We start from the raw sequence: 25,669 nt of genomic DNA on the forward strand, positions 1-25,669 counted from the left end.
ATGTAAGGCACGCCCACCTGGCGGGCCAGCAGGATGTGCTCGCGGGTCTGGGGCATGGGGCCGTCAGCGGCGGAGCAAACCAGAATAGCGCCGTCCATCTGGGCGGCGCCGGTGATCATGTTCTTCACATAGTCGGCGTGGCCTGGGCAGTCGACGTGGGCGTAGTGGCGGTTGGCCGTTTCGTACTCGACGTGGGCGGTGTTGATCGTGATGCCGCGCGCTTTTTCTTCGGGCGCCGCGTCAATTTGGTCGTAGCCCTTGGCTTCGCCGCCGAACTTGGATGCCAGAACGGTCGTGATCGCCGCCGTCAGCGTCGTCTTGCCATGGTCCACGTGGCCAATCGTGCCTACGTTGACGTGCGGCTTGGTCCGCTCAAATTTGCCTTTTGCCATTTTTTCAACTCCAGAAATTTATAAAGAGTTACAAAACCAGTTACCACTACAGCCAGCAACAGCGCCTCGTACGCCACACCGACTCAAAATTTGGTGCCCTTTGCGGGAATCGGACCCGCGACCTCTCCCTTACCAAGGGAGTGCTCTACCACTGAGCCAAAAGGGCTGAACTCAAAACCATAATTGCAACCCGGCGCAAGATTCAAAAGCAGAACCATAAAGCAGCTTTATGGAGCGGGAGACGGGAATCGAACCCGCGTCATTAGCTTGGAAGGCTAGGGTTCTACCATTGAACTACTCCCGCGCAGCTCTGCCAAATTCAACTCACACCAAAATCACTTACGACCCAAAACACGCTTTACGCGACACACTTTTACGTGATTACTTTGCGCCGCCCGCTTGCCAAAATCAAAACAAAATCTGGTGGATGAGGCTGGATTCGAACCAGCGTAGGCGTTAGCCAACAGATTTACAGTCTGCCCCCTTTAGCCACTCGGGCACCCATCCTTCAAGCGAACCTCGGATTATGCCACGGTTTTATGTCGGACGAAATGCCAAGGCATGGCAAAAAGCATTAAAAAAAGCTGCCGCATGCCTTGCCAGCGCATCTCCCGACCAAACCTTCACCCCGGGATGCCCGTGGGTACCGCGGAAAGCCCCCGAAAACGCGGCATAACCCGGTCCGGCCCTAACCCCCAGACCCTGCCGCACTCCCGTGGCGGCTGCGGCCAGGCTTCGGGCATGATGTGGCAGCCTTTCATCAATGCCAGAGTGAGTCGCATGGATATTGCCGTCCCGGGCACCCTCCCGCGCCACCGGCCAACCTGGATAACGTGAGACCGTCTACGCATGAGCACTGTCACCGTACCCGCACTGCCTTCCTCCCCCGCTGAGCCGTCTTCCCTGCGCCGGGTCAATCTTGCTTTGCAGGGCGGCGGATCGCACGGTGCATTCACCTGGGGCGTGCTGGATGCCCTGCTGGCGGACGAGCGCATCGAGTTTGACGGCATCAGCGGTGCCAGCGCCGGGGCGGTCAACGCCGTAGCGCTGGCACACGGATTCGCTACCGCCCAAAAAGACAATTCCCCCGAAAAAACCAACCCGCGGGAGGCGGCACGTGCGTCGCTCAGCCGGGTCTGGCAGGGCGTTGCCGCCATGGGCAGCCTCGGCTCCATGGCTGACAGCATCAGCAAGATGCTCATTGGGGGCTGGGCCGCTAACAAAGTGAGTGCAAACTTAATGAATAGTGCAATGACACAGTGGATGTCACCCTACCAGTCTAATCCGCTGGACATCAACCCTTTGCGCAAACTGCTGGAGGCAGAAATCGACTTTCACGCCATTGCGGCCATGCACACAACCAAGGCTTTCGTATCGGCAACCCACGTCACCACCGGCCGGGCAGAAATCTTTGCCGGCAAACGCCTGACTTTGCAGGCGGTGATGGCGTCCACCTGCCTGCCCACGCTGTTTCAGGCGGTTGAAATTGACGACCAGCACTATTGGGATGGCGGGTTTTCGAGCAATCCCTCGCTGCTGCCGCTCATCAGTGATTGCAGCAGCCGCGACATCATCGTTGTCCAGATCAACCCCTTGCGGCGCCCCGAGATTCCCCACACGCCTCACGACATCGCAGACCGGGTGAACGAGCTGACCTTCAACGCCAGCCTGCTGTCCCAGATGCGGACCGTCGATTTCATCAACCGCCTGCTGGCCGATGGCCGCTTGCAGGAGGGCGAGAAATACAAGAGCCTGCTGCTGCACCGCATCGACGGCGGCGAGGCGCTGGAAAGCCTGCCCTCGTCCAGCAAGATGTCGGCCGATACGGCCATGATCGAAAAACTGTTTGAGATGGGCCAGGGCGCGGCCAAACGCTGGCTGCGCCGCCATTTCGAGGCGCTGGGCCTGCAAAGCACGGTCAATATCCGGCGCGACTACGTGGGCAGCCTTCCGGCGGAGTTTTAGCCCATCTTCAGAATTTATGGATTTTCGGCCTTCAAACCAAACAGGACAAGCGCGAGCAGCTATTAAAACAATAGCAAATCAGGCCTTTGGGTGTGCATCACGCCAGTCGCGCGCCTGTGAGAAATGGCCGCAACCAATAAAGGGCAAGGGTGGCCGCATGGCCGACAGCGGCGACGGGTGGTTGGCCACCAGCACCTTGTGACGCTTCGCATCAATCAACGACCGTTTGCTCTGGGCATGTGCACCCCACAGCATGAACACCACCGGGTGGTCGCCTTCCGCCACCTGGCGGATCAGGGTATCGGTCAATACCTCCCAGCCCTTGCCGGCGTGGCTGGCCGGCAGCCCTTCCTCGACCGTCAGGCAGGTGTTGAGCAACAGCACCCCATGTGTCGCCCACTTCACCAGGCTGCCGCCGGGCACCGGAAACTGGGGCGGCGGCGTACCGAGGTCGCGCTGCAACTCCTTGAAGATGTTGCGCAGCGAGGGCGGCAGGGCCACACCGGGTGCGACGGAAAACGCCAGCCCCTCGGCCTGGCCCAACCCATGGTACGGGTCCTGACCGAGGATGACAACACGCACTTCTTCGGGCGGCGTAAGCTCCAGCGCGCGCAACGGCTGCGGCGGAAAGATCGTCACACCCTCCGCCAGGCGGCCTCGCAGAAAGCCCAGCAACTTCTCGCCGGTGGGACTGCCAAAAAATGCATCGGTGGTCGGCCGCCAGCCGGGCGCTACCGGCCAGGCGGCGGGGTCAGCAGTGGTAAGCCGGTTGGGCAAAGGCGCCTTCATGGCGTCAAGCAGCTGGTTCATGGCTTTACAGCCTATCTTTTACCGAACAATTGAGCCAGTGCAAGGCCGGGTTCTTCCGCGCGCATGAAGGCCTCGCCGACCAGGAATGCATTCACACCTGCCTGACGCATGCGCTGCACGTCCGCCGGCGTGGCAATGCCCGACTCGGTAATCAGCAGGCGGTCCGCCGGCACCCTGGCCAGCATGCCCAGCGTGGTGTCCAGCGAGACCTCGAAAGTTTTGAGGTTGCGGTTGTTGATGCCGATCAGCGGCGTCTTGAGCTTGAGCGCACGCTCCAGTTCGGCTTCGTCGTGTACCTCGACCAGCACCGCCATGTCCAGCGACATGGCCAGCGCTTCAAGCGATTGCATCTGCGCGTCGTCCAGGCAGGCAGCAATCAGCAAAATGCAGTCAGCGCCCATGACGCGCGCTTCATACACCTGGTAAGGGTCCACCATGAAGTCCTTGCGCAGCACCGGCAGGCTGCAGGAGGCCCGCGCCTGCTTCAGGTAATCAATGCTGCCCTGGAAGAACTGCTTGTCGGTCAGCACCGAAAGGCAGGCGGCGCTGATCTCGCCGTCACCTTCGGCATAGCTTTGCGCGATGTCGGCTGGAATGAAGTCGGCGCGCAGCACGCCTTTGGACGGGCTGGCCTTCTTGATTTCGGCAATCACCGCGGGCTGACCCGCTGCGATCTTGGCGCGCAGCGCACCCACAAAGTCACGCGTCAGGACACGCGATTCGGCATCTTCGCGCATCACGTCCAGCGGTTTGCGGCGGATGGCATCGGCAATTTCTTGACGCTTGACGGCAATGATTTGGTTCAGGATATCGGACATGCCCCGATTTTGGCAGATGCGGCCGGGCGACTCGCAGGGCCAGGTTTCGCGGCGTCTTAGCGCAAACCCGCTACAGCCGGATACGCCCCGGCACTAACATTTCGTTTTACCCGCTTTAGGTGCCACGCCTGACCCGGCTCGCACACAAGGCGACCTCCATCGGATATCCCCTACACCCTTCCCATGACCGCACTCACTGATGCCATTGAAGAAATTGTCCGTTCGGCCGGCACCATGATGCGCGACGCCTTCAACGCGCCAGACAAGCCCGCCTACTCGCTCAAGGGCCGGCAGGACTACCTGACCGTCACCGACGGTGCGGTAGAACAGTATGTGCGCGCGGAGATCGAACGGCGCTTTCCGGGAGACGCCGTGCTGGGGGAGGAAGCAGGAGGAGAAACCGGCGGCACAGCTCGCCTCTGGATTGTCGACCCGGTGGATGGAACGGCGAATTTCGCCCGGGCCATCCCGCATTTCTGCATCTCCCTGGGCCTGATGGTCAACGGCGAGCTCGAAGCCGGCGCCATCTATGAGCCCATGCACGACGAGCTCTTCATCGCGCAAAACGGCCATGGCGCATGGTGCAACGGCGTTCGGCTCCAGGTCAGCGAGCTGGCCGAGCTGGCCGCCTCCACGGTCGAAATTGGCTGGTCTTCGCGCCTGTCGCCAGACCCCTACCTCGCGCTGGTCAGCCAGTGCATGCATGCGGGCTGTTCGGTGCGCCGCGCGGGTTCCGGCGCGCTGGGGCTGGCCTATGTGGCCGCCGGGCGCTGCGAAGCCTACGCCGAAGCGCATATCAATTCATGGGACGTCGCGGCTGGCCTGCTGCTGGTGCGCGAGGCAGGCGGCCGCGTTAACGATTTCTGGGCCGAAGGCGGACTGACCCAAGGTAGCGCGGTGCTGGCCACCAACGCCAGGCTGGCCTCCGAACTAAGCGTTTTAACGGGTATACCGCTGCGCTGACGGCTGCTAAGGTGGCCTCAACGCCGCACCCCCAGGCGCTATTGACGACATAAAGAAGGAGACATAGATGAGACAGTTCACATTCAAATCACTCGTTCCGGGATTGCTTCTGGCGGCCATGGCGTGCGCGATATCGCCTTCGGTCCGCGCAGCCGAAGAACTGGTGGTTTACTGCAACGTCCAGGAAGAATGGTGCCGGCCCATGGTGACCGCCTTCGAAAAGGCCACCGGCATCAAGGTGTCAATGACACGCAAGAGCTCGGGCGAAACTTATGCCCAGATCAAGGCCGAGGCAGCCAACCCGCGCGGTGACGTGTGGTGGGGTGGCACGGGCGACCCTCATCTTCAGGCCGCTGAAGAAGGTCTGACCGAGCCCTACAAATCGCCCAAACTGGCCGACCTGCACCCTTGGGCAGTACGGCAAGCCGAGGCCTCCAAGTACCGCACGGTCGGCGTTTATGCCGGCGCCCTGGGGTTCAGCTTCAATACCGTCGAGCTGGCCAAACGCAAATTGCCCGAACCCAAATGCTGGGCAGATCTCATCAAGCCGGAGTTCAAGGGGGAAGTCCAGGTCGCCAACCCCAACTCCTCGGGCACTTCCTACACGCTGCTCGCCACACTCGTGCAGATCATGGGAGAAGACAAGGCGTTCGACTACCTGAAGGCCCTTCATCGCAACATCAACCAATACACCAAGTCGGGCGCTGCGCCGGCCCGTGCGGCAGCCACCGGCGAAAGCATGATCGGCATCACCTTCCTGCACGACGCCGTCACGCACGCCGTGACAGGCGCGCCCCTGAAGGTGGTCGCACCGTGCGAGGGTACGGGCTACGAGATCGGCAGCATGAGCATCATCAAGGGTGCCAAAAATCTGGCCAACGCCAAAAAATGGTACGACTGGGCCCTGACACCTGAAGCGCAGGACATTGCCACGGTCGCGCATTCGTACCAGAACCCCTCCAATAAAAAAGCATCCTTGCCGCCGCAGGCGCCCAAGCTGGCCGACGTCAAACTGATCGACTACAACTTCGCCAAGTACGGCGCTTCGGCCGAACGCTCGCGCCTGCTGGGCAAATGGGACAAGGACATCGGGGCACTGCCCAAGTGAGCGCTGAGCACATCCCGCAATTCCATTGCTCACTGATGAATCACGTCGCACCTTGACTACACCCATTGCAGTGATGGCAGCCGCCCCACGCGTGCGGGCTGATCCGCTGAGCTGGCTGCTGGCAGCACTGGGCATTGCAGCGGGCGTGCTGCTGATGCCGTGGACCCAGAGCTCAGCTTATGTTGCCGGCGGGTGCGTGCTGGCCGCCGTCGCAAGCCTACTGGCAACACGCGCCGGCGCTTTCAAGAGTGATGCCGCCATTTCCGGCATTGTCTGCATCCTGTCCCTGCTGCTGGCCATTTTTGTCATCTACCCAATCGGGCGCATGCTGCTGGCGGCTTTTGTGGACGAGCGGGGGAACTGGCTGATCCAGACTGCCGCCGCCCGGTTTTTCAGCGAGGACATCTGGGGCGCGGGTTGCATCGCCGGCAACGTCCGTTGCGGCGTGGCCATCAACTCCATCGTGCTGGCCACCCTTGCAGGCATCGGAAGCACGCTTTTCGGTTTTGCGCTGGCCCTGCTGGCCGAGCGCGGCGGTCAGCGTTTTCGCGGCAGCCTGCGCGTGCTGTCCATCCTGCCGGTGGTCACGCCGCCTTTCGTCATCGGCCTGGCCATCATCATTCTCTTCGGCCGCACCGGCATGGTGACGCAGCTGATGAGCGACTGGTTCGGCATTGCAAGGTCGCGCTGGATCTACGGCCTGCCGGGCGTACTGCTGGCGCAGGTGATTTGCTTTACGCCTTTGGCCTTCCTGCTGATCAGCGGCGCCTTGCGATTGGTCAGCCCGACGCTGGAAGAAGCCGGCCAGGTGCTGAGGGGTTCGCCGTGGCATGTATTTCGCACCGTGACCTGGCCCCTGGTGCGCCCCGCCATTGCCAATGCCTTCCTGCTGGGCTTTGTGGAAAGCCTGGCGGACTTTGCCAACCCGTTGGTGCTCTCCGGAAATTTCGAGGTGCTGTCGACGAAGATTTTCTTCGCCATCGCCGGGGCGCAGCACGATGCTTCGCGCGCCGCCATCCTCGCCGTCACCCTGCTGCTGCTGACGGTCGGCATCTTTGCACTGCAGCAGCGCTGGATCGGCAAAGCTTCCTATACATCCGTGAGCGGAAAAGGCGATAGCGGCCTGCCCGCCGCACTGCCCACCGGCGTCAAGTGGGGGGCGCTGGCGCTGGTTCTGCCCTGGGTCGCGCTGACCGTGCTGTCATACGGCATCATCCTGATCGGCGGCGTGGTCAAGGACATCGGAAGGTTTGACCTGACGCCCTCGCTGCAGCACTTTCAGACCGGGTTTGGGCTGAGTTGGGGCGCCGGGGGCCTGGTGTTTTCGGGCTCGGCGTGGAACAGCCTGTTCACCACGCTCGGCGTTGCCGCTGTTGCCGCACCCCTGACCACCGCGCTGGGCCTGCTGGGAGGTTATGTCGTGAGCCGACATGCATTCAAGGGTCGGCGGGCCTTCGAGTTCCTGACCATGGTGAACTTCGCCGTGCCGGGCACCGTCATCGGCGTGGCCTATATCGTCGCCTTCAACGTGCCGCCCCTTGAATTCACCGGCACCTTCGCCATCATCGTGCTGTGCCTGGTGTTTCGCAACATGCCGGTGGGCGTGAGGGCCACGGTATCAGCCCTGTCGCAGCTTGACCGGTCGCTGGACGAAGCATCCGCCACATTGCGCGCCAGCACATCACGCACGTTCGCGCGGGTCATCCTGCCGCTCTTGCGCCCGGCCATCATTGCCAGCCTGGTGTTCAGTTTTACGCATGCCATCACAGCCGTCAGCGCGGTGATTTTCCTGGCGACCGCCCAGCACAACCTTGCGACGGTTTACATCGCGGGCCGTGTCGAAGTCGGCGAATACGCATTGGCCATTGCCTATTCGTCCGTGCTCATCGTGATCATGCTGGCCTGTGTCCTGCTGATCCAGCGCTTCATTGGCAATGCGGAGCTGGGGCGGCGCGCGGTGTCGACCGCTTGAGCCTCTGCGCCATCGTCACATCTTTTTCGTTTCACTTATTTTTTAACAGGCCCTGCCATGACCCCGTCCCCCGCCGCTGTGGAGTTTCAAGGCGTCGTCAAGCGTTTCGGCAAGGTGGTTGCGCTGCATCCGCTTGATCTCACCATCGACAAGGCAGAGCTGGTGACCTTGCTGGGGCCTTCCGGCTGCGGCAAGACAACACTGCTGCGGCTGATCGCCGGCCTGGAGCTACCTTCCGAGGGCGTGATCCGCATCGATGGACGGGACGTGACCGGCAGGTCGGCCAACCAGCGCGACGTGAGCCTGGTTTTCCAGTCCTACGCGTTATTCCCGCACATGAGTGCGCTGGAGAACGTGTGTTACGGCCTGCTCGCATCCGGCATGAAGAAACCGCAGGCCGTGGCGTTGGCAAAAGCCAAGATGGATCTGCTCGGCATTGCCGATTACGCCGACCGGCTCTCGTCGGAGCTGTCCGGCGGGCAGCAGCAACGTGTGGCAGTGGCACGGTCACTGGTGCTGGAGCCGGCCGTGCTGATGTTTGACGAGCCCTTGTCGAACCTGGATGCCAAGCTGCGCCGCAAGGTGCGCCAGGACATCCGCGACCTTCAGCAGAACCTCAAGCTCACCGTGGTCTACGTGACGCACGACCAGGAAGAAGCGCTGGCGGTGTCGGACCGCATTGTGGTCATGCAAAAGGGACGCATTGCAACGATGGGCGCGCCGCGCGATTTGTACGAAGCGCCCGTCTCAAGTTTTGTGGCTGACTTCATCGGCGACGCCAACCTGATCAACGGCGAACTGGTCACACTGCAGGGCCAGCATTTCTTCCGCGCCGACCAGGTTGATGTGCGGGTGGTGCCGCCGCTAGGCATGCCGGACGGCGCTGTGGCGCTGGCCATACGCCCACACCGCATCCGTATCGGCGAACTGGAAGCAAGCACGCTGACAGGAAAAGTCCTGCGGCAGGCTTATCTGGGTAGCCGGATCGAAAGCGTGGTGCTCACGCCGCTAGGTGAATTGCTGGTGTTCAGTGACGCCCTGCTGAGCGTGGCCGAACCAGGCAGCACGGTCGGCCTGCATTTCGCCGCAACCGACGCGCGCGTGACCGCACGGGAATAGATAGCTGCGCAGCCATGCGCCGCCGGCAAGCTGTCAGGCGAGCTTCTTGCTGTGGCTGACCAGCTGATCGAGCTTGGCTCTGGCCGCGCCCGACTCCAGCGCCGCACGCGCCAGTACGATGCCAGCCTTCATGGAGTCGGCCACATTGGCGGCATACAGCGCCGCCCCGGCGTTCAGGACCACGATGTCGCGCGCCGCGCCCGGCTGGTTGTCCAGCACGCCCAGCAGCATGGCCTTGGACTGCTCGGGGGTGTCTACGCGCAATGCGCGGTTGCTGGCCATGGGCATGTCGAAGTCTTCAGGATGGATTTCGTACTCGGTGATTTCACCGTTCTTGAGCTCGCCAACCACGGTGGCCGCGCCCAGGCTGACCTCGTCCATGCCGTCCTTGCCGTAGACCACCAGCGCGTGCTCGGCGCCCAGGCGCTGCAAAGCGCGAACCTGGATACCGACCAGGTCCGAATGGAACACGCCCATCAGGATGTTGGGCGCGCTGGCCGGGTTGGTCAGGGGGCCCAGGATGTTGAAGATGGTGCGCACGCCGAGTTCCTTGCGGATGGGCGCAACGTTCTTCATGGCCGGATGGTGGTTGGGCGCAAACATGAAGCCCACACCGACCTCGTCGATGCATTTCGCAATGGCTTCGGGCGACAGGCCGATATGGATGCCCAACGACTCGATCACATCAGCGCTGCCCGACTTGCTGCTGACGCTGCGCCCGCCGTGCTTGCTGACCTTGGCGCCAGCCGCCGCCGCGACGAACATGGAGCAGGTCGAGATGTTGAAGGTGTGCGAGCCGTCGCCGCCGGTGCCTACGATATCGACCAGATGCGTCTTGTCGGCCACATTGACTTTCGTCGAAAACTCGCGCATCACCTGCGCGGCGGCCGTGATCTCGCCGATGGTTTCCTTCTTGACGCGCAAGCCGGTGATGAGCGCGGCCATCATCACGGGCGACATCTCACCGCTCATGATCAGCCGCATGATGTGCAGCATTTCGTCGTGGAAGATTTCGCGGTGTTCGATGGTGCGCTGCAGGGCTTCCTGCGGAGTGATCTTGTGGGTGTTGGGCATGGCGTGTCTCGTTTCTTTATTCTGGGCTGGAAGAAAATGACTCAGCTCGCTGGATGGTCGGTCAAGGCGAGCTTGAGGCCGAAGGCAATGAACATGGCACCGGCTGCACGGTCCAGCCAGTGCATCCCGCGCTGCACGGCATCGCGCCGGGCCATCCAGGCCGCGGCCAGGGCCCAGCCCGAATTGACCGGAATGGCGTTCAGGTTGAACAGCACCCCCAACAAAACAAAGGCCAGGGCCTTGTTGTCGGTGCCGGGGGCGATGAACTGCGGCACGAAGGCCAGGAAAAAAATCGCCACCTTGGGGTTCAGCACGTTGGTCCAGAAGCCGCCCATGAACACCGCTTTCAGGCGCCGCTCCGGCTGGGCGGCAGCCGCCGCGGCGAGGTCGGTGGTGGCCTGCGGTGCCCTGGAAAACAAAATTTTCGCACCTATCCACAGCAGGTACGCCGCGCCTATCCACTTGAGCACGGTGAATGCCGTGGCCGAAGTGGCAAGCAAGGCACCGACGCCCACGGCCGCCGCGAAGATGTGGACGAAGCAGCCAGCCGTGATGCCGAGGCCGGCAACAATGCCGGCGCGCGCGCCCGAGCGCAGTGAATTGGTCACGATGTAAAGCACATCAGGGCCCGGCGTCAGGTTCAGCAGCCAGCCAGCCGCGATGAAAAGCAACAGGTGTTGAAAGTCAGGCATGGCTAAGTCCTTTCAGTTAAAAAACTGCCGGATGGCAGCGATGGCACGGTCCACGCCGGCAGTGTCCACGTCCAGATGGGTGACAAAACGCAGGCGGTACAGCCCCGTGGCCTCAATGCCCTGGCCGGCCAGGTGCTTGAGCAAGGCAGCGGACCGGTCCCGCGCCGCGCCGGTCAGGTCGACAAACACCATGTTGGTCTGTGGTGCCTCTACCTGCAGGCCGTCAATGCCCGTCAGGCCGTCGGCCAGGTATTTGGCCAGGGCGTGGTCTTGCGCGAGACGTCCGACATGGTGGTCCAGTGCATGCGACGCTGCTGCAGCCAGCATGCCCGCCTGCCGCATGCCGCCGCCGGCCATCTTGCGGATGCGGTGCGCCCGCGCGATGAATTCGCGCGAGCCGCACAGGGCCGAACCTACCGGCGCGCCCAGGCCTTTGCTGAAGCAAACCGATACGCTGTCAAAACAATCCGCAATGCGGCGCGCCTCAGCCAGCGGGTTGCTGCCCGTTTGCGCAGCCTGCGCCACAGCGGCGTTAAAGAGCCGCGCACCGTCCAGGTGGCGGGCCAGGCCGTGATTCTTCGCGAGCACGGTCGCCTGCTGCACATACGCAAACGGCAGCAGCTTGCCGCCCAGGGTGTTCTCGAGCGCCAGCATCCGGGTGCGCGCGAAGTGCGCGTCGTCGGGCTTGATCGCTGCCTCGATCTCGGCAAGCGCCAGCGTGCCATCAGTGTGGTGGTTCAGCGGCTGCGGCTGCACGCTGCCGAACACCGCCGCGCCGCCGCCTTCCCAGCGGTAGCAGTGCGCCATCTGGCCGACGATGTATTCGTCACCGCGCTGGCAGTGGGAGAGGATCGCGCAAAGATTGCTCTGCGTCCCGGTGGGCACGAAGAGCGCGGCCTCAAAGCCCAGCAATCCGGCAATCTTTTCCTGCAGCGCATTGACGGCCGGGTCGTCGCCGAAAACGTCGTCACCCAGCGGTGCAGCCAGCATGGCCTCACGCATGGCGGCCGTGGGCCGGGTGACGGTATCGCTGCGCAGGTCAACGACTCTTTTATCAGTCATTTTTACCCCCAGGGCAATATGAATAAGCGCGACCAGCTATCAAAGTAATAGCATCTTGGGTCATGCCGTCTGCTCCAGGAAGTTTTTCAGCATGGCGTGCCCGTGCTCGGTGAGGATGGATTCCGGATGGAACTGCACACCCTGGATCGGCAACTCCGTGTGGCGCACACCCATGATCTCGCCATCGTCGGTTCGCGCCGTGACGGCCAGTACGTCGGGACACGATTCTTTTTCGATCGCCAGCGAGTGGTAGCGGTTCACCACAAACTGCTCAGGCAACCCGGCGAACACGCCCTGCTGTGTGGTGGTGATGACACTGGTCTTGCCGTGCATGAGCTGCTGGGCGCGCACGATCTTGCCGCCAAAAGCGGCGCCTATGGCCTGGTGGCCCAGGCAGACGCCCAGAATCGGCAGCTTGCCGGCGAAATGCTGGATCGCCGCCACCGAAATACCGGCCTCGGCCGGTGAGCACGGACCGGGCGACACCACCAGCACGTCAGGAGCGCGCGCGGCGATTTCGGCCACCGTGATCTCGTCATTGCGAAACACTTCGACTTCGGCACCGAGCTCGCCAAAATACTGGACGATGTTATAGGTGAAGCTGTCGTAGTTGTCGATCATCAGGAGTTTGGTGCGCTTCATGGTTCAGTCTCCCTGGCGCAGGCGTGTGAACTCGCCGCGCTCAAAATCAATGGATGCGGCAATCATGGCGCGGTAGGTCGCTTCCATGATGGCCTCGGGGGCGCCGGCCGCACGGGCCTGTGCACGCACACGATCAACGATGAACTCGATGCGTGCGTTGTCGACAATCTGGCTGGCGCTTTGCTTGATGCGCGCGGCCTGCGCCACATAAGCGCTGCGCTCGGCGATCAGCGGCGCGATGCGGTCGTCCAGCGCATCGATGTGGCGGCGCACATCGGCCATGGTGTCGCAATGCTCAATGACGGGATGGGACAGCGTGCTCATTCCAGGCCCTCCTCCACCAGCTCGGACGCCCGCAGCAGCGCGCGCGCCTTGGCTTCGGTTTCCATCCATTCGAGTTCGGCCACGGAATCGGCCACCACACCGGCAGCCGCCTGCACATACAGCGTCTGGTCCTTGATGATGCCCGTGCGGATGGCGATCGCCACATCCATGTCGCCGGCATAGCTGAGGTAGCCGCAGGCGCCGCCGTAGAGGCCCCGCTTGGTCGGCTCGAGCTGGTCGATCAGCTCCATGGCATGGACCTTGGGCGCGCCGGTGAGCGTGCCCGCCGGGAAGGTGGCCTTGAGCACGTCCATGCTCGACATGCCGTCCAGCAGCGTGCCCTCGACATTGCTGACGATGTGCATCACGTGGCTGTAGCGCTCGACCGCGAAGGCTTCGGTGACCTTCACTGTGCCGGTTTTGGCGATGCGGCCGATGTCGTTGCGGGCGAGGTCGATCAACATCACGTGTTCAGCGCGCTCTTTGGGGTCGTTCACCAGTTCGTGTTCCACGGCCTTGTCGGCCTCAGGCGAAGAGGCACGGGGCCGCGTGCCGGCCAGCGGCCTGATCGTGATCTTCTGCCCCTCATCGACCTTTTCCTGCCTGACCAGAATTTCAGGAGACGCCCCCACCACGTGGAAGTCGCCGAAATGGTAGTAATACATGTAGGGCGAGGGGTTCAATGAACGCAGCGCGCGATACAGGCTCAGCGGGGACTCGGTGTAACGCTTCTTGATGCGCTGGCCGACCTGCACCTGCATGAAGTCGCCGGCTTCGATCAACCGCTTCGCGCGTTCCACGGCGGCGATGTAGTCTGCCTTGGCAAAGTCACGCTCAGCGGGATAACTCTGCGACGGTTTCACCACCGGCGCGCTGACGGAATACTTCAGCTGGTCCTTGAGTTCGCGCAGGCGTTTTTTGGCATTCGCGTAGGCCTCCGGCCGCGCCGGGTCGGCATAAACAATCAGGTAAAGCTTGCCCGACAGGTTGTCGATCACGGCGAGCTCTTCACACTGCAGCAACAGGATGTCGGGGCAGCCCAGTGTGTCGGGCGGGCAGGAGGCTTCGAGTTTCTTTTCGACGTAACGCACGGTGTCGTAGCCGAAGTACCCCGCCAGGCCGCCGCAAAAGCGCGGCAGGCCGGGCCGCAGGGCGACCTTGAAACGCTTTTGGTAGTCGCTGATGAAGTCCAGCGGATTGGCTTTGGAGGTTTCCACAACCTTGCCGTCCGTCACCACTTCGGTCAGGGTATCTGGCCCAAAACCGGATGCCCGCACCAGCGTGCGCGCGGGAAGGCCGATAAAACTGTAGCGGCCGAACCGCTCGCCCCCCACTACCGATTCCAGCAGGAAGCTGAACTTGCCGCCGTCTCTGGAATGCGCAAGCTTGAGATAAAGGGAAAGAGGTGTTTCGAGGTCGGCAAACGCCTCGACCATCAAGGGAATGCGGTTGTAGCCCTGGCCGGCCAGGCTTTTAAATTCGAGTTCTGTGATCACGGATGAGTCCTTCGCAAGGAGGCAACGCGCTCAAAGGCGTAGCCACCTGTCATTCAAAATACCCCGAAGCATGGGGCCGGGATGCTCCGGCAGGGCCGGAGCGCATCAAGGGGGGTGTCGCAAAAACCGCGGCAGATACACGGGCAAGTGGCAGTGTGCCAGCCCGCGTGCGCCTCAGGCGTGCGAGAAATGACAGGTACGCCAGGGCCAGGCTCCCCGGCCTGCACAACCTGTCTGAATGACGTGATGAATGAACATGAAGGACAAAGTGTAGCAAACAGCGGCCCATCGAGGCCTCCAGGCCAGCGCAGTTGGCAAAGTTACAACAACTGGTAGTAATGCTTATCTCGCAAACCCTCTTGTAAGGGAGGGTAGCCGCACCCAAAATGAACCCATAAAAAAGAACGCTCGTTCTATTTCCCCTATTATCTGGAGATAAATTCATGACTTTGACAACGCGATGCATGGCTGGCTTGGCCGGTTTGGTACTGTCGTTCAGCGCCCTGGCCGACCCTATGGAAGTTTCAGGCATCAAGCTCGATGACCCGGTCGAGGTGAGCGGCGCCAAGCTCCACCTGAACGGCGCAGGCGTTCGCTATAAAGCGGTTTTCAAGGTCTATGTCGGCGCGCTCTATCTCGGAAAAAAAGCAGTGACTCCTGAAGAGGTCTACGCGGCCCCGGGTCCCAAACGGGTCAGCATCACGCTGCTGCGCGAAATTGATTCGAACGAGCTCGGCAAGAGCTTCACCAAAGCCTTTGAAGAAAACACGCCGAAAAACGAGATGTCCAAGCTGATTCCCGGGCTGATCAAGATGGGACAGATATTCGCCAGCCAGAAAAAATTGGTGGCCGGGGACAACTTCACCATTGACTGGATTCCCGGCACCGGCACCATCATCACGGTCAAAGGCAAACCGCAAGGCGATCCATTCAAGGAAGCAGAGTTCTTCACCGCACTTCTGCGCATCTGGCTGGGCCCGCAACCGGCCGACTGGAAACTGAAGGACGCGATGCTCGGCAAACCCGCCTGAAGCGGCGCAAGTCACACTCTCTCAACGGGGCGCAAGCCCCGTTGTCATTTCTGAAACCGCAGCTCCGCCAGCGAGTCAATGAAGCCATCGGCATCCACAGCGCGAACCGGCTCGCCATGGTTATACCCATACGTCACCAGCAACACCGGACAGCCCGCTGCCCGAGCGGCCCGGGCATCGTTGCTGGAGTCGCCAATCATCAGCGTGCGGGCAGGCGAAGTACCGAGGCTCTCGCAGGTTTTCAGCAAGGGCAACGGGTCGGGCTTTTTCCGCTCGAATGAATCCCCGCCAAACACCTCCGCAAAAAAACCGTCGAGGCCTTTGAGCTTGAGCAGCTCACGGGCAAACGCCAGGGGTTTGTTGGTCAGGCAGGCAAGCGGCAATCCCGCCCGCTGCAACACATGCAAGCCCTCCAGGACACCCGGATAAACCGTGGAGTGCCAGCCATTGATGCGGGTGTAGTGCCGCTGGTAAGCGACGTAGGCCGCATCGTAAAGCGCTATTAAATCGATAGCTGTCAGCGCAATACCCATCTTCTCCTGGACATATTTCAGCGTGGTCTTGACGAGATGCTCCGAGCCTTTTCCAACCATGCGCTCCACTGCTGCAGCATCAAGCCCGAACGCCGGCGGGTGGCCCGGCAGCATTTCGGCCAGCATCAGGTTGAGGGCAGCCACAAAGTCGCCAAGGGTATCGACCATGGTGCCATCCAGGTCGATGATGGCAGCGTCAACACGGTCGTTGTCAAAAATCATTAGGGTTCAATACAAGGCAGTAACGCTCAAAACAGATAGCGGCCCGAACTGATGATACGGGTGGGTCATTCCTGGCACAGGAATTCTCCCCAAGACCAGTCACCGCCAGTACCTCATCGGGTTGATCTTAAAGGCAGATAGCCTGTTGCCTTCTGCCGCCGTGACTCCGGGCCGATCCTGCCATATGGCGGCAGTGGGCCGCGCACAGGCATGCTGGACGGCATGCCGATGATCCAGGGGACTATCGGCAATAAAAAAGCGGCGCACCACTTTCGCGACGCGCCGCTTCGGCTGCTGAACTCAATTCAGCCTGGATCCTTTGGGCAGCCGGGCGGCCAGCCACTCATGGACATCGGCCCGTACATTGCGGCCGCGCAGCAGGAAGTCTTCCCACAGCGACGGAACGTAAGGCAGGTAGACCAGCGGCATTCCAGCCTGCTCGGGGGTGCGGGCGCCTTTTCGGGCATTGCACGAACGGCATGCGCTGACCAGGTTGGTCCAGCTGTAGGCTCCACCCTTGCTGTCGGGAATGATGTGCTCGGCCTCGAGATCTTTTTCGAGGAAGACCTGAGCGCAATAAGCACAGGTGCAACGGTCCCGTCGCAACAGCTTGGGTTTCGATACGGCCGGCGTGACCTCAAACAGGTTGCGCCGCGGCGAACCGCGCAGGGCGATGATGGGCTGGATGACCATCAGCGATTGCCGGCCACGCGCCACATTCCACCCACCGCGAAGCGTGACGAGGGGGCTGTCGCCCTCCTCCCACGCCACAGTACCGGTGGCATAGTGCAACGCCGCATCTTCAGCCGTGATCCAGGCCTGGGGCGTCCCCTGGATGTCGAGCTGCAGAACGTGATGCATCGTGGCCTCCTGTAAGGTGAAAAGAATGAATTTTGTAGCTCTTGAGAGGATCGAACTCCCGACCATCGCCTTGTAAGGGCGCTGCTCTACCTGCTGAGCTAAAGAGCCGAAAAAACCGAAGAGCTGAATGACGAGTGGTGCGGGCAGAGAATTTCGAAATCTCGACCTACCGGTTAAAAGCCGGTTGCTCTTCCTCTGAGCTATGCCCGCAGGGGGGGTGGGGTGCAAGACCGGACTCGAACCGGTGACCCGCGGGGTCACATCCCGCTGCGCTGCCAACTGCGCCACTTGCACCACAAAAAAGAAAATTGGTAGCCGCAGCTGGCATCGAACCAGCGACCTGTGCCTTATCAAGGCACTGCTCTACCACTGAGCTATGCGGCTATGAAGAAAAAATTGGCTCCACGACCTGGGGTCGAACCAGGGACGACGCGATTAACAGTCGCGCGCTCTACCAGCTGAGCTATCGTGGACTAACGGGGAGAGGGAACCAGGCGTGCTCACCACTCGCCGCATTCGCGGACGCGCTGATCGAGGTCGCGGTCATCTTGTGCATCTCCGCGCTTCGGCAAGACGTGACGATGCCGCGCGCTGCCGGCGGCGACGATGCTGCGCAGCAAGGCACGAACAATGCGACCGCGGGGTTTGGCCACCCTCCGGGAGGCCGCTGTGATTCTTGTTGTCATGGCAAATCTCCTTGAGGTTGGTTGAACGGGGAATGTGGCGCGCCTGGGCCGATTCGAACGGCCGACAAACCGGGGTAGAAGCCCAGCGCTCTTTCCTGGCTGAGCTACAGGCGCTGAAAGTAATGAGATGGAGGCGGTGGTCAGATTCGAACTGACGCGTGCTGACGCAGGCGGATTTGCAATCCGCTCCCTTCGACCACTGGGGTACACCGCCGGAAATCGCTGGCGGGCGCGAGAAGAATCGAACTTCTAACCTTCGGCTTTGGGGGCCGCTGCTCTGCCTGGTTGAGCTACACACCCATGAAAATCTAAAAAAATGGTGCCCCAGGCCGGCATCGAACCGGCATGCCCGAAAGCGCTGGCTTCTAAAGCCAGTGTGTCTTCCCATTCCACCACCGGGGCTAAAACTGTTCTGGTACTCAAGGGGAGACTCGAACTCCCAAAAGACCTGGTTTTGAAGCAGGCGCGTCTTCCGATTCCGCCACTTGAGCATTTATCTGGTGTCCAGCCCGGATTCGAACCGGCGCATGGGGTTATCGATCCATTGACCGAGGTAGCACGGCATGAATGGTGGCGGCCTGTACGGGAATCGAACCCGTGACCACATCCTGGACAGGGAAGTGCTCTACCAGCTGAGCTAACAGACCAAAAGAATGAAGAAGACCGGAATGAAGATGGTCCGTGTAGCAGGTCTCGAACCTGCGACCTCATGCTCCCAAAGCACGCGCGCTACCAACTGCGCCACACACGGATTGAATCGAGCTGAATGAAAACTGAATGGCCTCGCGTGAAAGATTTGAACTTCCGACCCTCTGCTTCGTAGGCAGATGCTCTGATTCCGGACTGAGCTAACGCGAGAAAAATCTATTGGGTTATTGCTGGTGCACGCAGGCAGGCTCGAACTGCCGGCCTCGACCTCCGGAGGGTCGCGCTCTGAGTCCCGCTGAGCCATGCACGCAAATGGCTTGGGTGATGCAGGTGGTGGTTGCAGTTGGGACCGAGCCAACGACCGGCGGGTTATGAGCCCGCTGCTCTACCACTGAGCTATGCAACCCGAAAAAAAATGGCAGGCCGTGATGGATTCGAACCACCGAAATGTCGGGATCAAAACCCGATGCCCTGGACCAGCTTGGCGAACGGCCCATCAAAGAGATGGCGGAAGATAAGGGATTCGAACCCATGAGCCCACTTTCATGGGCTCTCGCTTAGCAAGCGAGTGCCTTGAACCTCTCGGCCAATCTTCCCAAAAATTCCCGGTTACGAGTTCCGGTGCCACCCTATCTTTGAGGCCGGTTTCCGCACTACGCTCTTGCAAGCACTGCGCTTCTTTACTGAACAGCTGCCAGCCAATTACCTGGCTGCCAGCGCTGGAGTTGGCGTCACGTAGGGGATTCGAACCCCTGTCTACAAGGATGAAAACCTTGTGTCCTGAGCCAGCTAGACGAACGTGACAAATACCCTGGCGCCCACGGTCGCGATTTGAACGGCCGACCCGCCGCTTACAAGGCGGCTGCCTTACCGCTCCATCGACTGAGCTGCGCGGGCGAAAAAACTGAATCCATTTCGGCTGTACCTGCATGTAGGCGGACGACATGACACCGACCGAGGGTCTCCCACTGCACTGCATATCCGGGGCCATGAACCCCGGCTGCCAGCACACACGCCACCAGACCGTCTCCTCGGTCTCGCGCAGGTGACGTGAAACAGGCACACCCGAAATGGAGCGGACAGACGGCTTCGAACCGACGACATTGAGCTTGGAAGGCTCACGCTCTACCTACTGAGCTATGTCCGCAATTTTTGCGGGACTCGCTGCCATCCAGTGTTTGGCTGCTGTCCCGCTGCAAATTTTTAAAGAGTCCCGCGCTTGAAGCGCATCGACGGCACGATCACCGTCAGGGAAAAACAAAAAGGCCCGGTTCCTTGCGGATACCGGGCCTCTGGGTGTCAGAGATTTAGAAGGTACGCTCAGGCGTCTCCTTCTCCCGGTTGTGTGGAATCCTCGTGGTTCTGCTTGGGCATGGCGGTCCGCAAAATGGACAACGCAAAAGAACTCAGCCCACGGCATTGGCCCAGATGAACGTCACGGCGACGCACGGCAGCACCGCCCCAGACGGGGGTGTTGTTTCTTGCGTTGGCGGCTATCGGTTTCATGATGAGTGCGTGGAAAGGGTTGATGTCAAAGTAGCGATGAAAGGTAATGTAAAATCTTTTTACACCGTCGTCAACGGGTCGATGCAAAATAATCTGGATTGTTGCAACCACGTCACATGGACTCCGAGAACGTCAATAGAAACCGGCGCAACAACCTGCTGATCATCATTCGGGAGTTCAGTGAGAAGGAGTTGGCCGCCGGCGAATCACCTGTCGGCATGCTGGGCCGTATCGCCAGACAGCTCGGCCTCAGCGCCGGGGGACTGAGCCAGTTCAAGGGTGACGCAAAGGGCACCGCGCGGAACATCGGCGATGCAGCGGCCGCGCAGATCGAGAGCAAGTCCGGAAAGCCAAAAGGCTGGATGGATACGGATCACGGCGGAGACGCAATCAATCCTGCAGAAAACGCTTTTATCGAACTCGCCCGCATTGCGTGGCGGACGACGGATGCCAAGGGCCGGCGGCTGCTGATGCAACTTGCGAAGCGGGGCTTTGGTGGACAGACTGGAGATGATCTATCCCACATGGCCAAGCCCGGTGACAAATGACGAATTTCTGCCGGGCCGGATACTGAGGGGTGAGGACTGCAACAACGCCGGCGGAACCTCATCTCGCAAAATCTGCATTACCCGCTCAAAGCCTCGATTTGGAGATACTTATTTCTTCATTCCAGATCGCGGTCCAGACGGCACAGCGCCGGTGCCATCAAAGAACGCCCCCGCGTTTCCCGTTGGAGCGGCTTTTGATGGCGCGCTTGATGCACTTCAGCAAGCGCTGCTCATCCAGCGGCTTTTCAAGCCACTCCGAGACGCCGAGCGACTGGTTTTCGGCATGCTGCCGGGCCTCTGCAGCGATAACCGACAAGACCAGCACCGGTAGCGTGGCGGTGCGCTTGTTGGCGCGCAGCTCACGAACAACGGTGAGGCCGTTTTCATAAGGCAGCTTGATATCCATCGTCATGGCGGCATACGTCTCCATCTTGAGGTAGTCGCGTGCCTGATCCGCGGTATGCGCCATGTCCGCGTCGTACCCGCCCTTGTCCATGATCATGCCGATAAGCTTGGCGACATCCGGGTCGTCCTCGCACACCAGCACGCGGGGACGTGCATACAGCCCCACCGGTGCGGTGACAGGGGGTGCTTCGCGCCATTCGGGCAAATCAAAGTAAAACGTCGTTCCCGCATTGCTCTCGGTCGTGAAACCGATGTTGCCCTCCATGCGCTCAAGAATGGCTTTGGAAATGCTCAGGCCAAGCCCGGTCCCGCCTTTCTGGCGGGTGTCGGAGGAGTCGGCCTGCGAGAACTTCTGGAAGATGCGCTGCCGGAATTCGTCGGGAATCCCGGGGCCCTTATCGGAGATCTCCACCCGGGCGCGACGGCCACGCTTGCGCACAGTCACATCGACCGTCCCCTCCGGAGGAGAAAACTTGATGGCATTGGACAACAGGTTGGTCACCACCTGGATCAACCGGTCGCTGTCAACGCAGACCTGCAGGGAATTTTCGGCCCTATGCAGGGCCAGCTTGACGCCGTGTTGAGCGGCAAAGCCCTCGTTATCTGCCAGGGCCCGCTCCAGCAATGGCTCAAGCTCCTGCGCCTGCAGCTCGAAACGCATCTTCCCTGATTCGATTTTCTCGCTGTCGAGAATGTCATTGATCAGCCGGATCAGCCGCTCGCAATTGCTTTGGGCAATGCCTACGAGGTTTTTGGCTTTTTCCGGAATTTCGCCGGCCACACCGCCCCATACCAGTCCCAATGACCCGCGTATTGACGTCAGCGGCGTGCGCAGCTCATGGCTGACGGTTGAAACAAATTCGGTTTTCATGCGGTCGATACGCTTGAGCTCGGTGACGTCCGTCCCAAGCGAGGAAAACCCGATGACCATGTCCTGCTCATCACCTTCCCCATATCGGGGAAAGTAGTTCATGACGTATTCGCGGCGGTCACCGCCGGCTGTCACATACTCGAACTCATGACGCACCGAGTAACCGGAAAGTGCTTCGCGTACATGCACCCTGACCTGGTCATACAGTTCGGCCCCCAGCACTTCCTGCATCGGCCGGTTCTCGATTTGTTCGGCTTTCAAACCAAACGCTTCTTCGTAGGCGCGGTTGTGGAATTGAAAGCGCTGCCCTCCGTCGATATAGGCAATCAGGGCCGGAACGGTATCGGTCAGCTGGCGCAATTGTTCCTCGCTGTTGCGAAGAGCCTCGGTAATGCGCACGCTCTCGGAGATGTCGTGAATGATGGCCGTGAAAAGCCGCTTTCCGCTCACATTGACATCGCCAAAGGACACATTGACGGGGAATTCGGTCCCGTCGTGGCGCTGGCCCAGGATCTTGACGTCCCACTCCCGGAAGCCGCGCTGGCGGCCGCCCAGCCCGGAGAAAAAGGCACTAAACCCCATGCGGTACCGCGTCGGCAGCAGCATGGTGACCTCCTGGCCAACCAGATCTTCGAGCCGGTAACCAAAAAGATGACGTGCTGCGCTGTTCGCGTGGACGATCAGGCCTTCGCCCGTTGCCGTGACCAGCCCTTCGGCCATGCTCTCAGTCACGGCCCGGCTCATGGCTTCGCTGTCCAAAAGCTGCGCCTCAGCACGGCGGCGCTTTTCCTGCGTCCGGAGAATCCTCTGGATCGCCCAGCCAAATATGCTGAGCGACAGCAGTCCGCCCATCAAAATCAGCTGCTTGACGGTTTGAGCAGTCTGGCGGGTTTCGGCCTTGGTGCGTTCAAGGGCTGACTCTTCACCCCCCTTGATACGGCCAACCAGGATTTCGATTTCATCGTGGAGCTGGCGGTTCAAGGGGCCACCCACGACGGCAATAGCGGCTTCCAGACCGGATTGCTGGCGTGCCGTAACAGTCTGTTCCATCAAGCCGACCGTTCGCGTGATCGCATCTTTCAGTGCAAGCCAATCTGCAGCGGAGGTGACAACATCCTGGCCGGGCCGCATGCTTTCGAGCGCCTGCTGGATCTGTGCAAGGGACTGCCGGTAGTCAGCCAGGTCGCTGGGGGCATTGGTCAGCAAATAACGCCGCTGCAGGGATTCCGTCGCCTTGAATCCAGAAACCACGCGCTGGAGAACGAGCGCCTTTTCCCGCGCTTCACTTTCACTCTGCGCATCGCTAATCAGCGAATTGATGGTGACATAGGATGCCGCAATACTCAGGGCGATCAGGACCATTCCGGCACACAGGGCCACGTTGATGCTTGAGCGAAAGGGCATTTTCATGGCGCTTGGAGCTTCTTCAGGCCTGTTCGCCGCAAAGGCGTGCTATTGGGTGCCCAGCACGGTGCGGACGGCCTGAATCAGTGATTCCGTCTCTACAGGCTTGGTGACATACCCGTCGGCACCACCCGCCAGGCCCTTCAGCACGGACTCCCGCGTTGCCTTGGCGGTCAGCATGATGACCGGAACGTCCTTGAGCACGGGATGGGAGCGAATCCGCAGCAGGATGTCGAAGCCGTCCGCATCCGGAAGCATCACGTCCAGAAGCACCAGATCGGGAATCGGCTGCTTGCGAAATTCCGCCACGATCTCGGCACGGGAACCGGCCGTGCGAACGTCGAACCCCTCGAACGTCAGATAACTTTGCAGAAATTTGGCGAGGTGCTCCTCGTCGTCCACGATAACAACTGACAGGCGTTCGCCAGCTGCGTGGGCACGGGGTGCTCCGCGTTTGCGCGCAATACGCACGTAATAGTTGGACTTCTTGAGCGTGGCCGCACAGGAGTCGGCTTCCGCGTCCGCCGCTGTCAGGGCCAACGGGCTGAGGTGGAGTTGCAGTGAGGCCGCAAACGGATCGGGCTGAACCATTTCCACGAGCCCCTTGGCATAGAGCAGATCGAGCGTGCCGTCTACTGTGGCACTGCCTGCTTCACCCATGCTCTGCCGGATCTGCGCGACCGTCAGGATGCCATCAAGGCGCACCAGCAATTCAATCTCAGGCTGCGAAATCGACGTGGCGGCACTGCGCAGTTCCTGTTGACCTTTGGGTGTAACCGCATAAATGTTGTTTGGATGCACTGTGGATGTCCTTTCGCGGGTAACGGGTAACAGTCGTGGCATGAGCCTGAATGCATTCTGATTCTAGTGGCTTGCGATGTAAGGAAACGATACACCTGCAGGTCCGGCCCCTCATGGATCGCCTCGCTAAGAGCCTGCGGCGGCCGGATCCGTCGGTGGTAACCCTGACTGCAGCGCAGCAATCAGCTCGCCCAGGGATGACTCCAGTTTCCCCAGTAAATCGTCCAGACTTTGGCGCGGCAGGCCCTCATTGATGGCCTGCTCAAGCGCGGCCGCATCCGCCGGCACGCGAATGGCTCCGATCTGGGCCGAAACGCCCCGCAGGGAATGGCTGAGCAGTTCGGCATTCTTCAGGTCGCCCGCATCCAGCGCTTCGCGAATGTGCCGGGGAGTATCCCGGCGGCCGTCGAGGTAGCGGCGCAGCATCGACAGATAAAACCCCTTCATGCCCATTGCGCGGGTCAGGCCGACGCTGAGATCCAGGCCGGCAATGCTCTCAGGCAACGTGGCGTCTGCGGCATCCGCCATGGGAATTCCCGTACCCGGCGTTTTGACGGTATCCCGCGGCGGCGGCTGCAACGTTGGCGGGGTCGCTGTCGCAACAGCCTGCGGCAAGCGCGCCGGTTTCAGCACGGCATAGACCGGAATGGGCTCCGCAAATCCCTTGGCCGTGACGGCAGGCCGTGCTTCGGCCTGGATTTCCGCCTGGACCAGTGCATGGGTTTCGCGGGAGATCAGCATCTGGCCGGGCTCTGCGGCCTGCTCAAGCCGCGCGGCAAGGTTCACCTCCCGGCCAATAATGGTGTAGTCCATACGCAGCTTGCTGCCGAAATTTCCGACATCGCAAAACCCGGAATGAATGCCGATGCGTATTTCAAAAGCCTTGTCGATACCCATCGTTTTCCACCGCACCTGAAGCTCATCAAGCCGCACCAGCATGGCCACCGCCATCCGGACGCACTGCACGGCATCCTGCTGCCGGCCAAGGGTGTGCGGGTCCCCGAAAAAAATCACGATGGCATCGCCGATGAATTTGTCCAGCGTGGCGCCATAGTCGGCCGCGATTTGCGACATCTCTTCAAAATAGCTGTTCAGCAGGAACGTGACTTCTTCCGGTTGCCATTTACCGGTCGATTCGGTGAAGTTCTTGATGTCCGAAAAAAACACCGTGAGCCATTTGCGCTGCGTCTCGATTTCAGCCTGGCGCGACCCGTCAAAGAGGGACTGGTAGACCTGCGGTGCCAGGTAACGCGACAGTTGTTCTGACAGGGTCTTCAGGCGCTTGGCATTGGCGCTGCGTTCAAGATGCATCCTGACGCGCGCCAACAGGATGGGCGGGCTGACGGGCTTGGTGATGTAGTCGGTGGCCCCCAGGTCCAGCCCATATTGCTCCTCCTCCACACTGGCAAGCGCCGTCAGGAAGATCACCGGGATATCAGCCGTGCGCGGATCGCCCGCCAGTTGCCGCATCACCTCGTAGCCGTCCATGCCGGGCATCATCACATCCAGCAGGATGATCTCGGGGCGCACACCTGAAGTTGCCGCCTGCAGGCCCTCCTCGCCCGACGCAGCGGCAATCACCTCATACCGGTCCTGCAGCAGCGTCGCGAGAAAATAACGTATGTCCTCGGTATCGTCCACCACCAGGATGCGCGCCCTCCGCGCGGAGGGCGTCTCGCTAACCGGCGGCTTCACAGGTTCAGTCATGATGCGGCT

General features: G+C 61.0%; 22 protein-coding genes and 23 tRNA genes. 7 read left to right on the plus strand and 38 right to left on the minus strand.

Annotated elements, in window-relative coordinates:
• The 4 genes from AC1D13_RS20200 to AC1D13_RS20215 all read right to left on the minus strand — a co-directional run.
• Nucleotides 1–392: GTP-binding protein (locus AC1D13_RS20200; RefSeq protein ID WP_477690180.1), on the minus strand; the 392-nt coding region annotated here is incomplete at its 3' end.
• 91 nt (nucleotides 393–483) lie between these two features.
• Nucleotides 484–558, minus strand: a tRNA-Thr gene (locus AC1D13_RS20205).
• 64 nt (nucleotides 559–622) lie between these two features.
• A tRNA-Gly gene (locus AC1D13_RS20210) sits at nucleotides 623–696 on the minus strand.
• A 117-nt stretch (nucleotides 697–813) separates the two neighbouring features.
• A tRNA-Tyr gene (locus AC1D13_RS20215) sits at nucleotides 814–899 on the minus strand.
• A 342-nt stretch (nucleotides 900–1,241) separates the two neighbouring features.
• Here AC1D13_RS20215 and AC1D13_RS20220 point away from each other — a divergent pair.
• Entirely contained in the window at nucleotides 1,242–2,357 is a 1,116-nt protein-coding gene (locus AC1D13_RS20220) for a patatin-like phospholipase family protein (protein ID WP_477690181.1), read from the plus strand.
• A gap of 78 nt (nucleotides 2,358–2,435) precedes the next feature.
• On the opposite strand, the gene AC1D13_RS20225 is transcribed toward AC1D13_RS20220, so the two are convergent.
• Both AC1D13_RS20225 and trpC read right to left on the minus strand, forming a co-directional pair.
• Complete coding sequence (locus tag AC1D13_RS20225) at nucleotides 2,436–3,167, minus strand: uracil-DNA glycosylase (protein ID WP_457282282.1); 732 nt, start codon at nucleotides 3,165–3,167, stop codon at nucleotides 2,436–2,438.
• An 11-nt stretch (nucleotides 3,168–3,178) separates the two neighbouring features.
• Complete coding sequence (gene trpC, locus AC1D13_RS20230) at nucleotides 3,179–3,985, minus strand: indole-3-glycerol phosphate synthase TrpC (protein WP_457282283.1); 807 nt, start codon at nucleotides 3,983–3,985, stop codon at nucleotides 3,179–3,181.
• Nucleotides 3,986–4,168: 183 nt separating this feature from the next.
• Between trpC and AC1D13_RS20235 the strand changes: the two genes are divergently transcribed.
• The 4 genes from AC1D13_RS20235 to AC1D13_RS20250 all read left to right on the plus strand — a co-directional run bounded on the left by AC1D13_RS20235 (nucleotide 4,169) and on the right by AC1D13_RS20250 (nucleotide 9,147).
• Nucleotides 4,169–4,948, plus strand: a complete 780-nt coding sequence (locus AC1D13_RS20235; RefSeq protein ID WP_457282284.1) for an inositol monophosphatase family protein — start codon at nucleotides 4,169–4,171, stop codon at nucleotides 4,946–4,948.
• Between the two features lie 67 nt (nucleotides 4,949–5,015).
• Nucleotides 5,016–6,056, plus strand: coding sequence for an ABC transporter substrate-binding protein (locus AC1D13_RS20240; protein WP_457282285.1), 1,041 nt, complete (start codon nucleotides 5,016–5,018; stop codon nucleotides 6,054–6,056).
• Nucleotides 6,057–6,129: 73 nt separating this feature from the next.
• Nucleotides 6,130–8,028, plus strand: coding sequence for an ABC transporter permease (locus tag AC1D13_RS20245; RefSeq protein ID WP_457282286.1), 1,899 nt, complete (start codon nucleotides 6,130–6,132; stop codon nucleotides 8,026–8,028).
• Nucleotides 8,029–8,085: 57 nt separating this feature from the next.
• Nucleotides 8,086–9,147, plus strand: coding sequence for an ABC transporter ATP-binding protein (locus AC1D13_RS20250; protein ID WP_457282287.1), 1,062 nt, complete (start codon nucleotides 8,086–8,088; stop codon nucleotides 9,145–9,147).
• Between the two features lie 33 nt (nucleotides 9,148–9,180).
• Here AC1D13_RS20250 and trpD read toward each other — a convergent pair whose 3' ends face one another.
• Genes trpD through trpE form a run of 6 tightly spaced genes read right to left on the minus strand, consistent with a single transcriptional unit; the run spans nucleotide 9,181 to nucleotide 14,437 of the window.
• The gene (trpD, locus tag AC1D13_RS20255) at nucleotides 9,181–10,221 is read right to left on the minus strand and encodes an anthranilate phosphoribosyltransferase (protein WP_477690182.1); all 1,041 of its coding nucleotides are present in this window, start codon (nucleotides 10,219–10,221) and stop codon (nucleotides 9,181–9,183) included.
• Between the two features lie 41 nt (nucleotides 10,222–10,262).
• On the minus strand, nucleotides 10,263–10,913 hold the full coding sequence (locus tag AC1D13_RS20260; protein ID WP_457282289.1) for a LysE family translocator: 651 nt from the start codon (nucleotides 10,911–10,913) through the stop codon (nucleotides 10,263–10,265).
• A gap of 12 nt (nucleotides 10,914–10,925) precedes the next feature.
• Nucleotides 10,926–11,975 (minus strand): low-specificity L-threonine aldolase, encoded by a 1,050-nt coding sequence (gene ltaE / locus AC1D13_RS20265; RefSeq protein ID WP_477690183.1) that lies wholly within the window; start codon nucleotides 11,973–11,975, stop codon nucleotides 10,926–10,928.
• 60 nt (nucleotides 11,976–12,035) lie between these two features.
• Nucleotides 12,036–12,617 (minus strand): aminodeoxychorismate/anthranilate synthase component II, encoded by a 582-nt coding sequence (locus AC1D13_RS20270; protein WP_457282291.1) that lies wholly within the window; start codon nucleotides 12,615–12,617, stop codon nucleotides 12,036–12,038.
• 3 nt (nucleotides 12,618–12,620) lie between these two features.
• Nucleotides 12,621–12,941: a chorismate mutase gene (locus tag AC1D13_RS20275; RefSeq protein ID WP_457282292.1), complete on the minus strand. Its 321-nt coding sequence runs from the start codon at nucleotides 12,939–12,941 to the stop codon at nucleotides 12,621–12,623.
• Entirely contained in the window at nucleotides 12,938–14,437 is a 1,500-nt protein-coding gene (gene trpE, locus AC1D13_RS20280; RefSeq protein WP_457282293.1) for an anthranilate synthase component I, read from the minus strand. The genes AC1D13_RS20275 and trpE overlap by 4 nt, the downstream gene beginning before the upstream one ends.
• 443 nt (nucleotides 14,438–14,880) lie before the next feature.
• Here trpE and AC1D13_RS20285 point away from each other — a divergent pair, with 443 nt between their 5' ends.
• On the plus strand, nucleotides 14,881–15,468 hold the full coding sequence (locus AC1D13_RS20285; protein ID WP_457282294.1) for a chalcone isomerase family protein: 588 nt from the start codon (nucleotides 14,881–14,883) through the stop codon (nucleotides 15,466–15,468).
• 44 nt (nucleotides 15,469–15,512) lie between these two features.
• Here the strand turns inward: AC1D13_RS20285 and gph are convergent, their stop codons facing one another.
• From gph to AC1D13_RS20400, 23 genes are all read right to left on the minus strand, one after another.
• A complete protein-coding gene (gene gph / locus AC1D13_RS20290; RefSeq protein ID WP_457282295.1) occupies nucleotides 15,513–16,223 on the minus strand; it encodes a phosphoglycolate phosphatase in 711 nt (236 codons plus the stop codon).
• Between the two features lie 300 nt (nucleotides 16,224–16,523).
• On the minus strand, nucleotides 16,524–17,084 hold the full coding sequence (locus tag AC1D13_RS20295; RefSeq protein WP_457282296.1) for an HNH endonuclease: 561 nt from the start codon (nucleotides 17,082–17,084) through the stop codon (nucleotides 16,524–16,526).
• Between the two features lie 35 nt (nucleotides 17,085–17,119).
• Nucleotides 17,120–17,192, minus strand: a tRNA-Val gene (locus AC1D13_RS20300).
• A gap of 27 nt (nucleotides 17,193–17,219) precedes the next feature.
• Nucleotides 17,220–17,294 (minus strand) — tRNA-Lys (locus tag AC1D13_RS20305).
• Nucleotides 17,295–17,302: 8 nt separating this feature from the next.
• Nucleotides 17,303–17,378, minus strand: a tRNA-His gene (locus AC1D13_RS20310).
• 15 nt (nucleotides 17,379–17,393) lie between these two features.
• A tRNA-Ile gene (locus AC1D13_RS20315) sits at nucleotides 17,394–17,468 on the minus strand.
• 13 nt (nucleotides 17,469–17,481) lie between these two features.
• Nucleotides 17,482–17,557, minus strand: a tRNA-Asn gene (locus tag AC1D13_RS20320).
• A 27-nt stretch (nucleotides 17,558–17,584) separates the two neighbouring features.
• On the minus strand, nucleotides 17,585–17,770 hold the full coding sequence (locus tag AC1D13_RS20325; protein WP_457282297.1) for a hypothetical protein: 186 nt from the start codon (nucleotides 17,768–17,770) through the stop codon (nucleotides 17,585–17,587).
• Between the two features lie 35 nt (nucleotides 17,771–17,805).
• Nucleotides 17,806–17,884: transfer RNA gene (locus tag AC1D13_RS20330), tRNA-Arg, on the minus strand.
• 14 nt (nucleotides 17,885–17,898) lie between these two features.
• Nucleotides 17,899–17,984 (minus strand) — tRNA-Cys (locus AC1D13_RS20335).
• Nucleotides 17,985–17,993: 9 nt separating this feature from the next.
• Nucleotides 17,994–18,070 (minus strand) — tRNA-Trp (locus AC1D13_RS20340).
• 17 nt (nucleotides 18,071–18,087) lie between these two features.
• A tRNA-Leu gene (locus tag AC1D13_RS20345) sits at nucleotides 18,088–18,172 on the minus strand.
• An 11-nt stretch (nucleotides 18,173–18,183) separates the two neighbouring features.
• Nucleotides 18,184–18,261 (minus strand) — tRNA-Leu (locus AC1D13_RS20350).
• 80 nt (nucleotides 18,262–18,341) lie between these two features.
• Nucleotides 18,342–18,417: transfer RNA gene (locus AC1D13_RS20355), tRNA-Asp, on the minus strand.
• A 28-nt stretch (nucleotides 18,418–18,445) separates the two neighbouring features.
• A tRNA-Pro gene (locus tag AC1D13_RS20360) sits at nucleotides 18,446–18,521 on the minus strand.
• Nucleotides 18,522–18,548: 27 nt separating this feature from the next.
• A tRNA-Arg gene (locus tag AC1D13_RS20365) sits at nucleotides 18,549–18,628 on the minus strand.
• A gap of 21 nt (nucleotides 18,629–18,649) precedes the next feature.
• A tRNA-Arg gene (locus tag AC1D13_RS20370) sits at nucleotides 18,650–18,728 on the minus strand.
• Nucleotides 18,729–18,749: 21 nt separating this feature from the next.
• Nucleotides 18,750–18,824 (minus strand) — tRNA-Ile (locus tag AC1D13_RS20375).
• Between the two features lie 10 nt (nucleotides 18,825–18,834).
• Nucleotides 18,835–18,913: transfer RNA gene (locus tag AC1D13_RS20380), tRNA-Gln, on the minus strand.
• A gap of 10 nt (nucleotides 18,914–18,923) precedes the next feature.
• A tRNA-Ser gene (locus AC1D13_RS20385) sits at nucleotides 18,924–19,014 on the minus strand.
• Nucleotides 19,015–19,144: 130 nt separating this feature from the next.
• Nucleotides 19,145–19,222: transfer RNA gene (locus AC1D13_RS20390), tRNA-Glu, on the minus strand.
• Nucleotides 19,223–19,230: 8 nt separating this feature from the next.
• Nucleotides 19,231–19,315 (minus strand) — tRNA-Thr (locus tag AC1D13_RS20395).
• Nucleotides 19,316–19,489: 174 nt separating this feature from the next.
• Nucleotides 19,490–19,565, minus strand: a tRNA-Gly gene (locus tag AC1D13_RS20400).
• Between the two features lie 475 nt (nucleotides 19,566–20,040).
• Here AC1D13_RS20400 and AC1D13_RS20405 point away from each other — a divergent pair.
• On the plus strand, nucleotides 20,041–20,472 hold the full coding sequence (locus tag AC1D13_RS20405) for a hypothetical protein (RefSeq protein ID WP_457282298.1): 432 nt from the start codon (nucleotides 20,041–20,043) through the stop codon (nucleotides 20,470–20,472).
• A gap of 157 nt (nucleotides 20,473–20,629) precedes the next feature.
• On the opposite strand, the gene AC1D13_RS20410 is transcribed toward AC1D13_RS20405, so the two are convergent.
• The 3 genes from AC1D13_RS20410 to AC1D13_RS20420 form a co-directional block, all read right to left on the minus strand.
• Nucleotides 20,630–23,158 (minus strand): PAS domain S-box protein, encoded by a 2,529-nt coding sequence (locus AC1D13_RS20410; RefSeq protein WP_457282299.1) that lies wholly within the window; start codon nucleotides 23,156–23,158, stop codon nucleotides 20,630–20,632.
• Between the two features lie 42 nt (nucleotides 23,159–23,200).
• Nucleotides 23,201–23,953: a response regulator gene (locus AC1D13_RS20415; RefSeq protein WP_457282300.1), complete on the minus strand. Its 753-nt coding sequence runs from the start codon at nucleotides 23,951–23,953 to the stop codon at nucleotides 23,201–23,203.
• A gap of 126 nt (nucleotides 23,954–24,079) precedes the next feature.
• Nucleotides 24,080–25,660 (minus strand): adenylate/guanylate cyclase domain-containing protein, encoded by a 1,581-nt coding sequence (locus AC1D13_RS20420; RefSeq protein ID WP_457282301.1) that lies wholly within the window; start codon nucleotides 25,658–25,660, stop codon nucleotides 24,080–24,082.
• Nucleotides 25,661–25,669: the final 9 nt, after the last annotated feature.

The sequence above is a fragment of the Polaromonas sp. P1_E12 genome (assembly GCF_056405975.1).

Bases quoted from the DNA above. Each gene is read 5' to 3' on its own strand.
- AC1D13_RS20260 (WP_457282289.1), bottom strand. From the start codon at position 10,913: ATGCCTGACTTTCAACACCTGTTGCTTTTCATCGCGGCTGGCTGGCTG.
- ltaE (WP_477690183.1), bottom strand. From the start codon at position 11,975: ATGACTGATAAAAGAGTCGTTGACCTGCGCAGCGATACCGTCACCCGG.
- AC1D13_RS20405 (WP_457282298.1), top strand. From the start codon at position 20,041: ATGGACTCCGAGAACGTCAATAGAAACCGGCGCAACAACCTGCTGATC.
- AC1D13_RS20240 (WP_457282285.1), top strand. From the start codon at position 5,016: ATGAGACAGTTCACATTCAAATCACTCGTTCCGGGATTGCTTCTGGCG.
- AC1D13_RS20285 (WP_457282294.1), top strand. From the start codon at position 14,881: ATGACTTTGACAACGCGATGCATGGCTGGCTTGGCCGGTTTGGTACTG.
- AC1D13_RS20275 (WP_457282292.1), bottom strand. From the start codon at position 12,941: ATGAGCACGCTGTCCCATCCCGTCATTGAGCATTGCGACACCATGGCC.
- AC1D13_RS20220 (WP_477690181.1), top strand. From the start codon at position 1,242: ATGAGCACTGTCACCGTACCCGCACTGCCTTCCTCCCCCGCTGAGCCG.
- trpC (WP_457282283.1), bottom strand. From the start codon at position 3,985: ATGTCCGATATCCTGAACCAAATCATTGCCGTCAAGCGTCAAGAAATT.
- AC1D13_RS20250 (WP_457282287.1), top strand. From the start codon at position 8,086: ATGACCCCGTCCCCCGCCGCTGTGGAGTTTCAAGGCGTCGTCAAGCGT.
- gph (WP_457282295.1), bottom strand. From the start codon at position 16,223: ATGATTTTTGACAACGACCGTGTTGACGCTGCCATCATCGACCTGGAT.
- AC1D13_RS20420 (WP_457282301.1), bottom strand. From the start codon at position 25,660: ATGACTGAACCTGTGAAGCCGCCGGTTAGCGAGACGCCCTCCGCGCGG.
- AC1D13_RS20235 (WP_457282284.1), top strand. From the start codon at position 4,169: ATGACCGCACTCACTGATGCCATTGAAGAAATTGTCCGTTCGGCCGGC.
- trpD (WP_477690182.1), bottom strand. From the start codon at position 10,221: ATGCCCAACACCCACAAGATCACTCCGCAGGAAGCCCTGCAGCGCACC.
- AC1D13_RS20410 (WP_457282299.1), bottom strand. From the start codon at position 23,158: ATGAAAATGCCCTTTCGCTCAAGCATCAACGTGGCCCTGTGTGCCGGA.
- AC1D13_RS20295 (WP_457282296.1), bottom strand. From the start codon at position 17,084: ATGCATCACGTTCTGCAGCTCGACATCCAGGGGACGCCCCAGGCCTGG.
- AC1D13_RS20245 (WP_457282286.1), top strand. From the start codon at position 6,130: ATGGCAGCCGCCCCACGCGTGCGGGCTGATCCGCTGAGCTGGCTGCTG.
- AC1D13_RS20325 (WP_457282297.1), bottom strand. From the start codon at position 17,770: ATGACAACAAGAATCACAGCGGCCTCCCGGAGGGTGGCCAAACCCCGC.
- AC1D13_RS20225 (WP_457282282.1), bottom strand. From the start codon at position 3,167: ATGAACCAGCTGCTTGACGCCATGAAGGCGCCTTTGCCCAACCGGCTT.
- AC1D13_RS20270 (WP_457282291.1), bottom strand. From the start codon at position 12,617: ATGAAGCGCACCAAACTCCTGATGATCGACAACTACGACAGCTTCACC.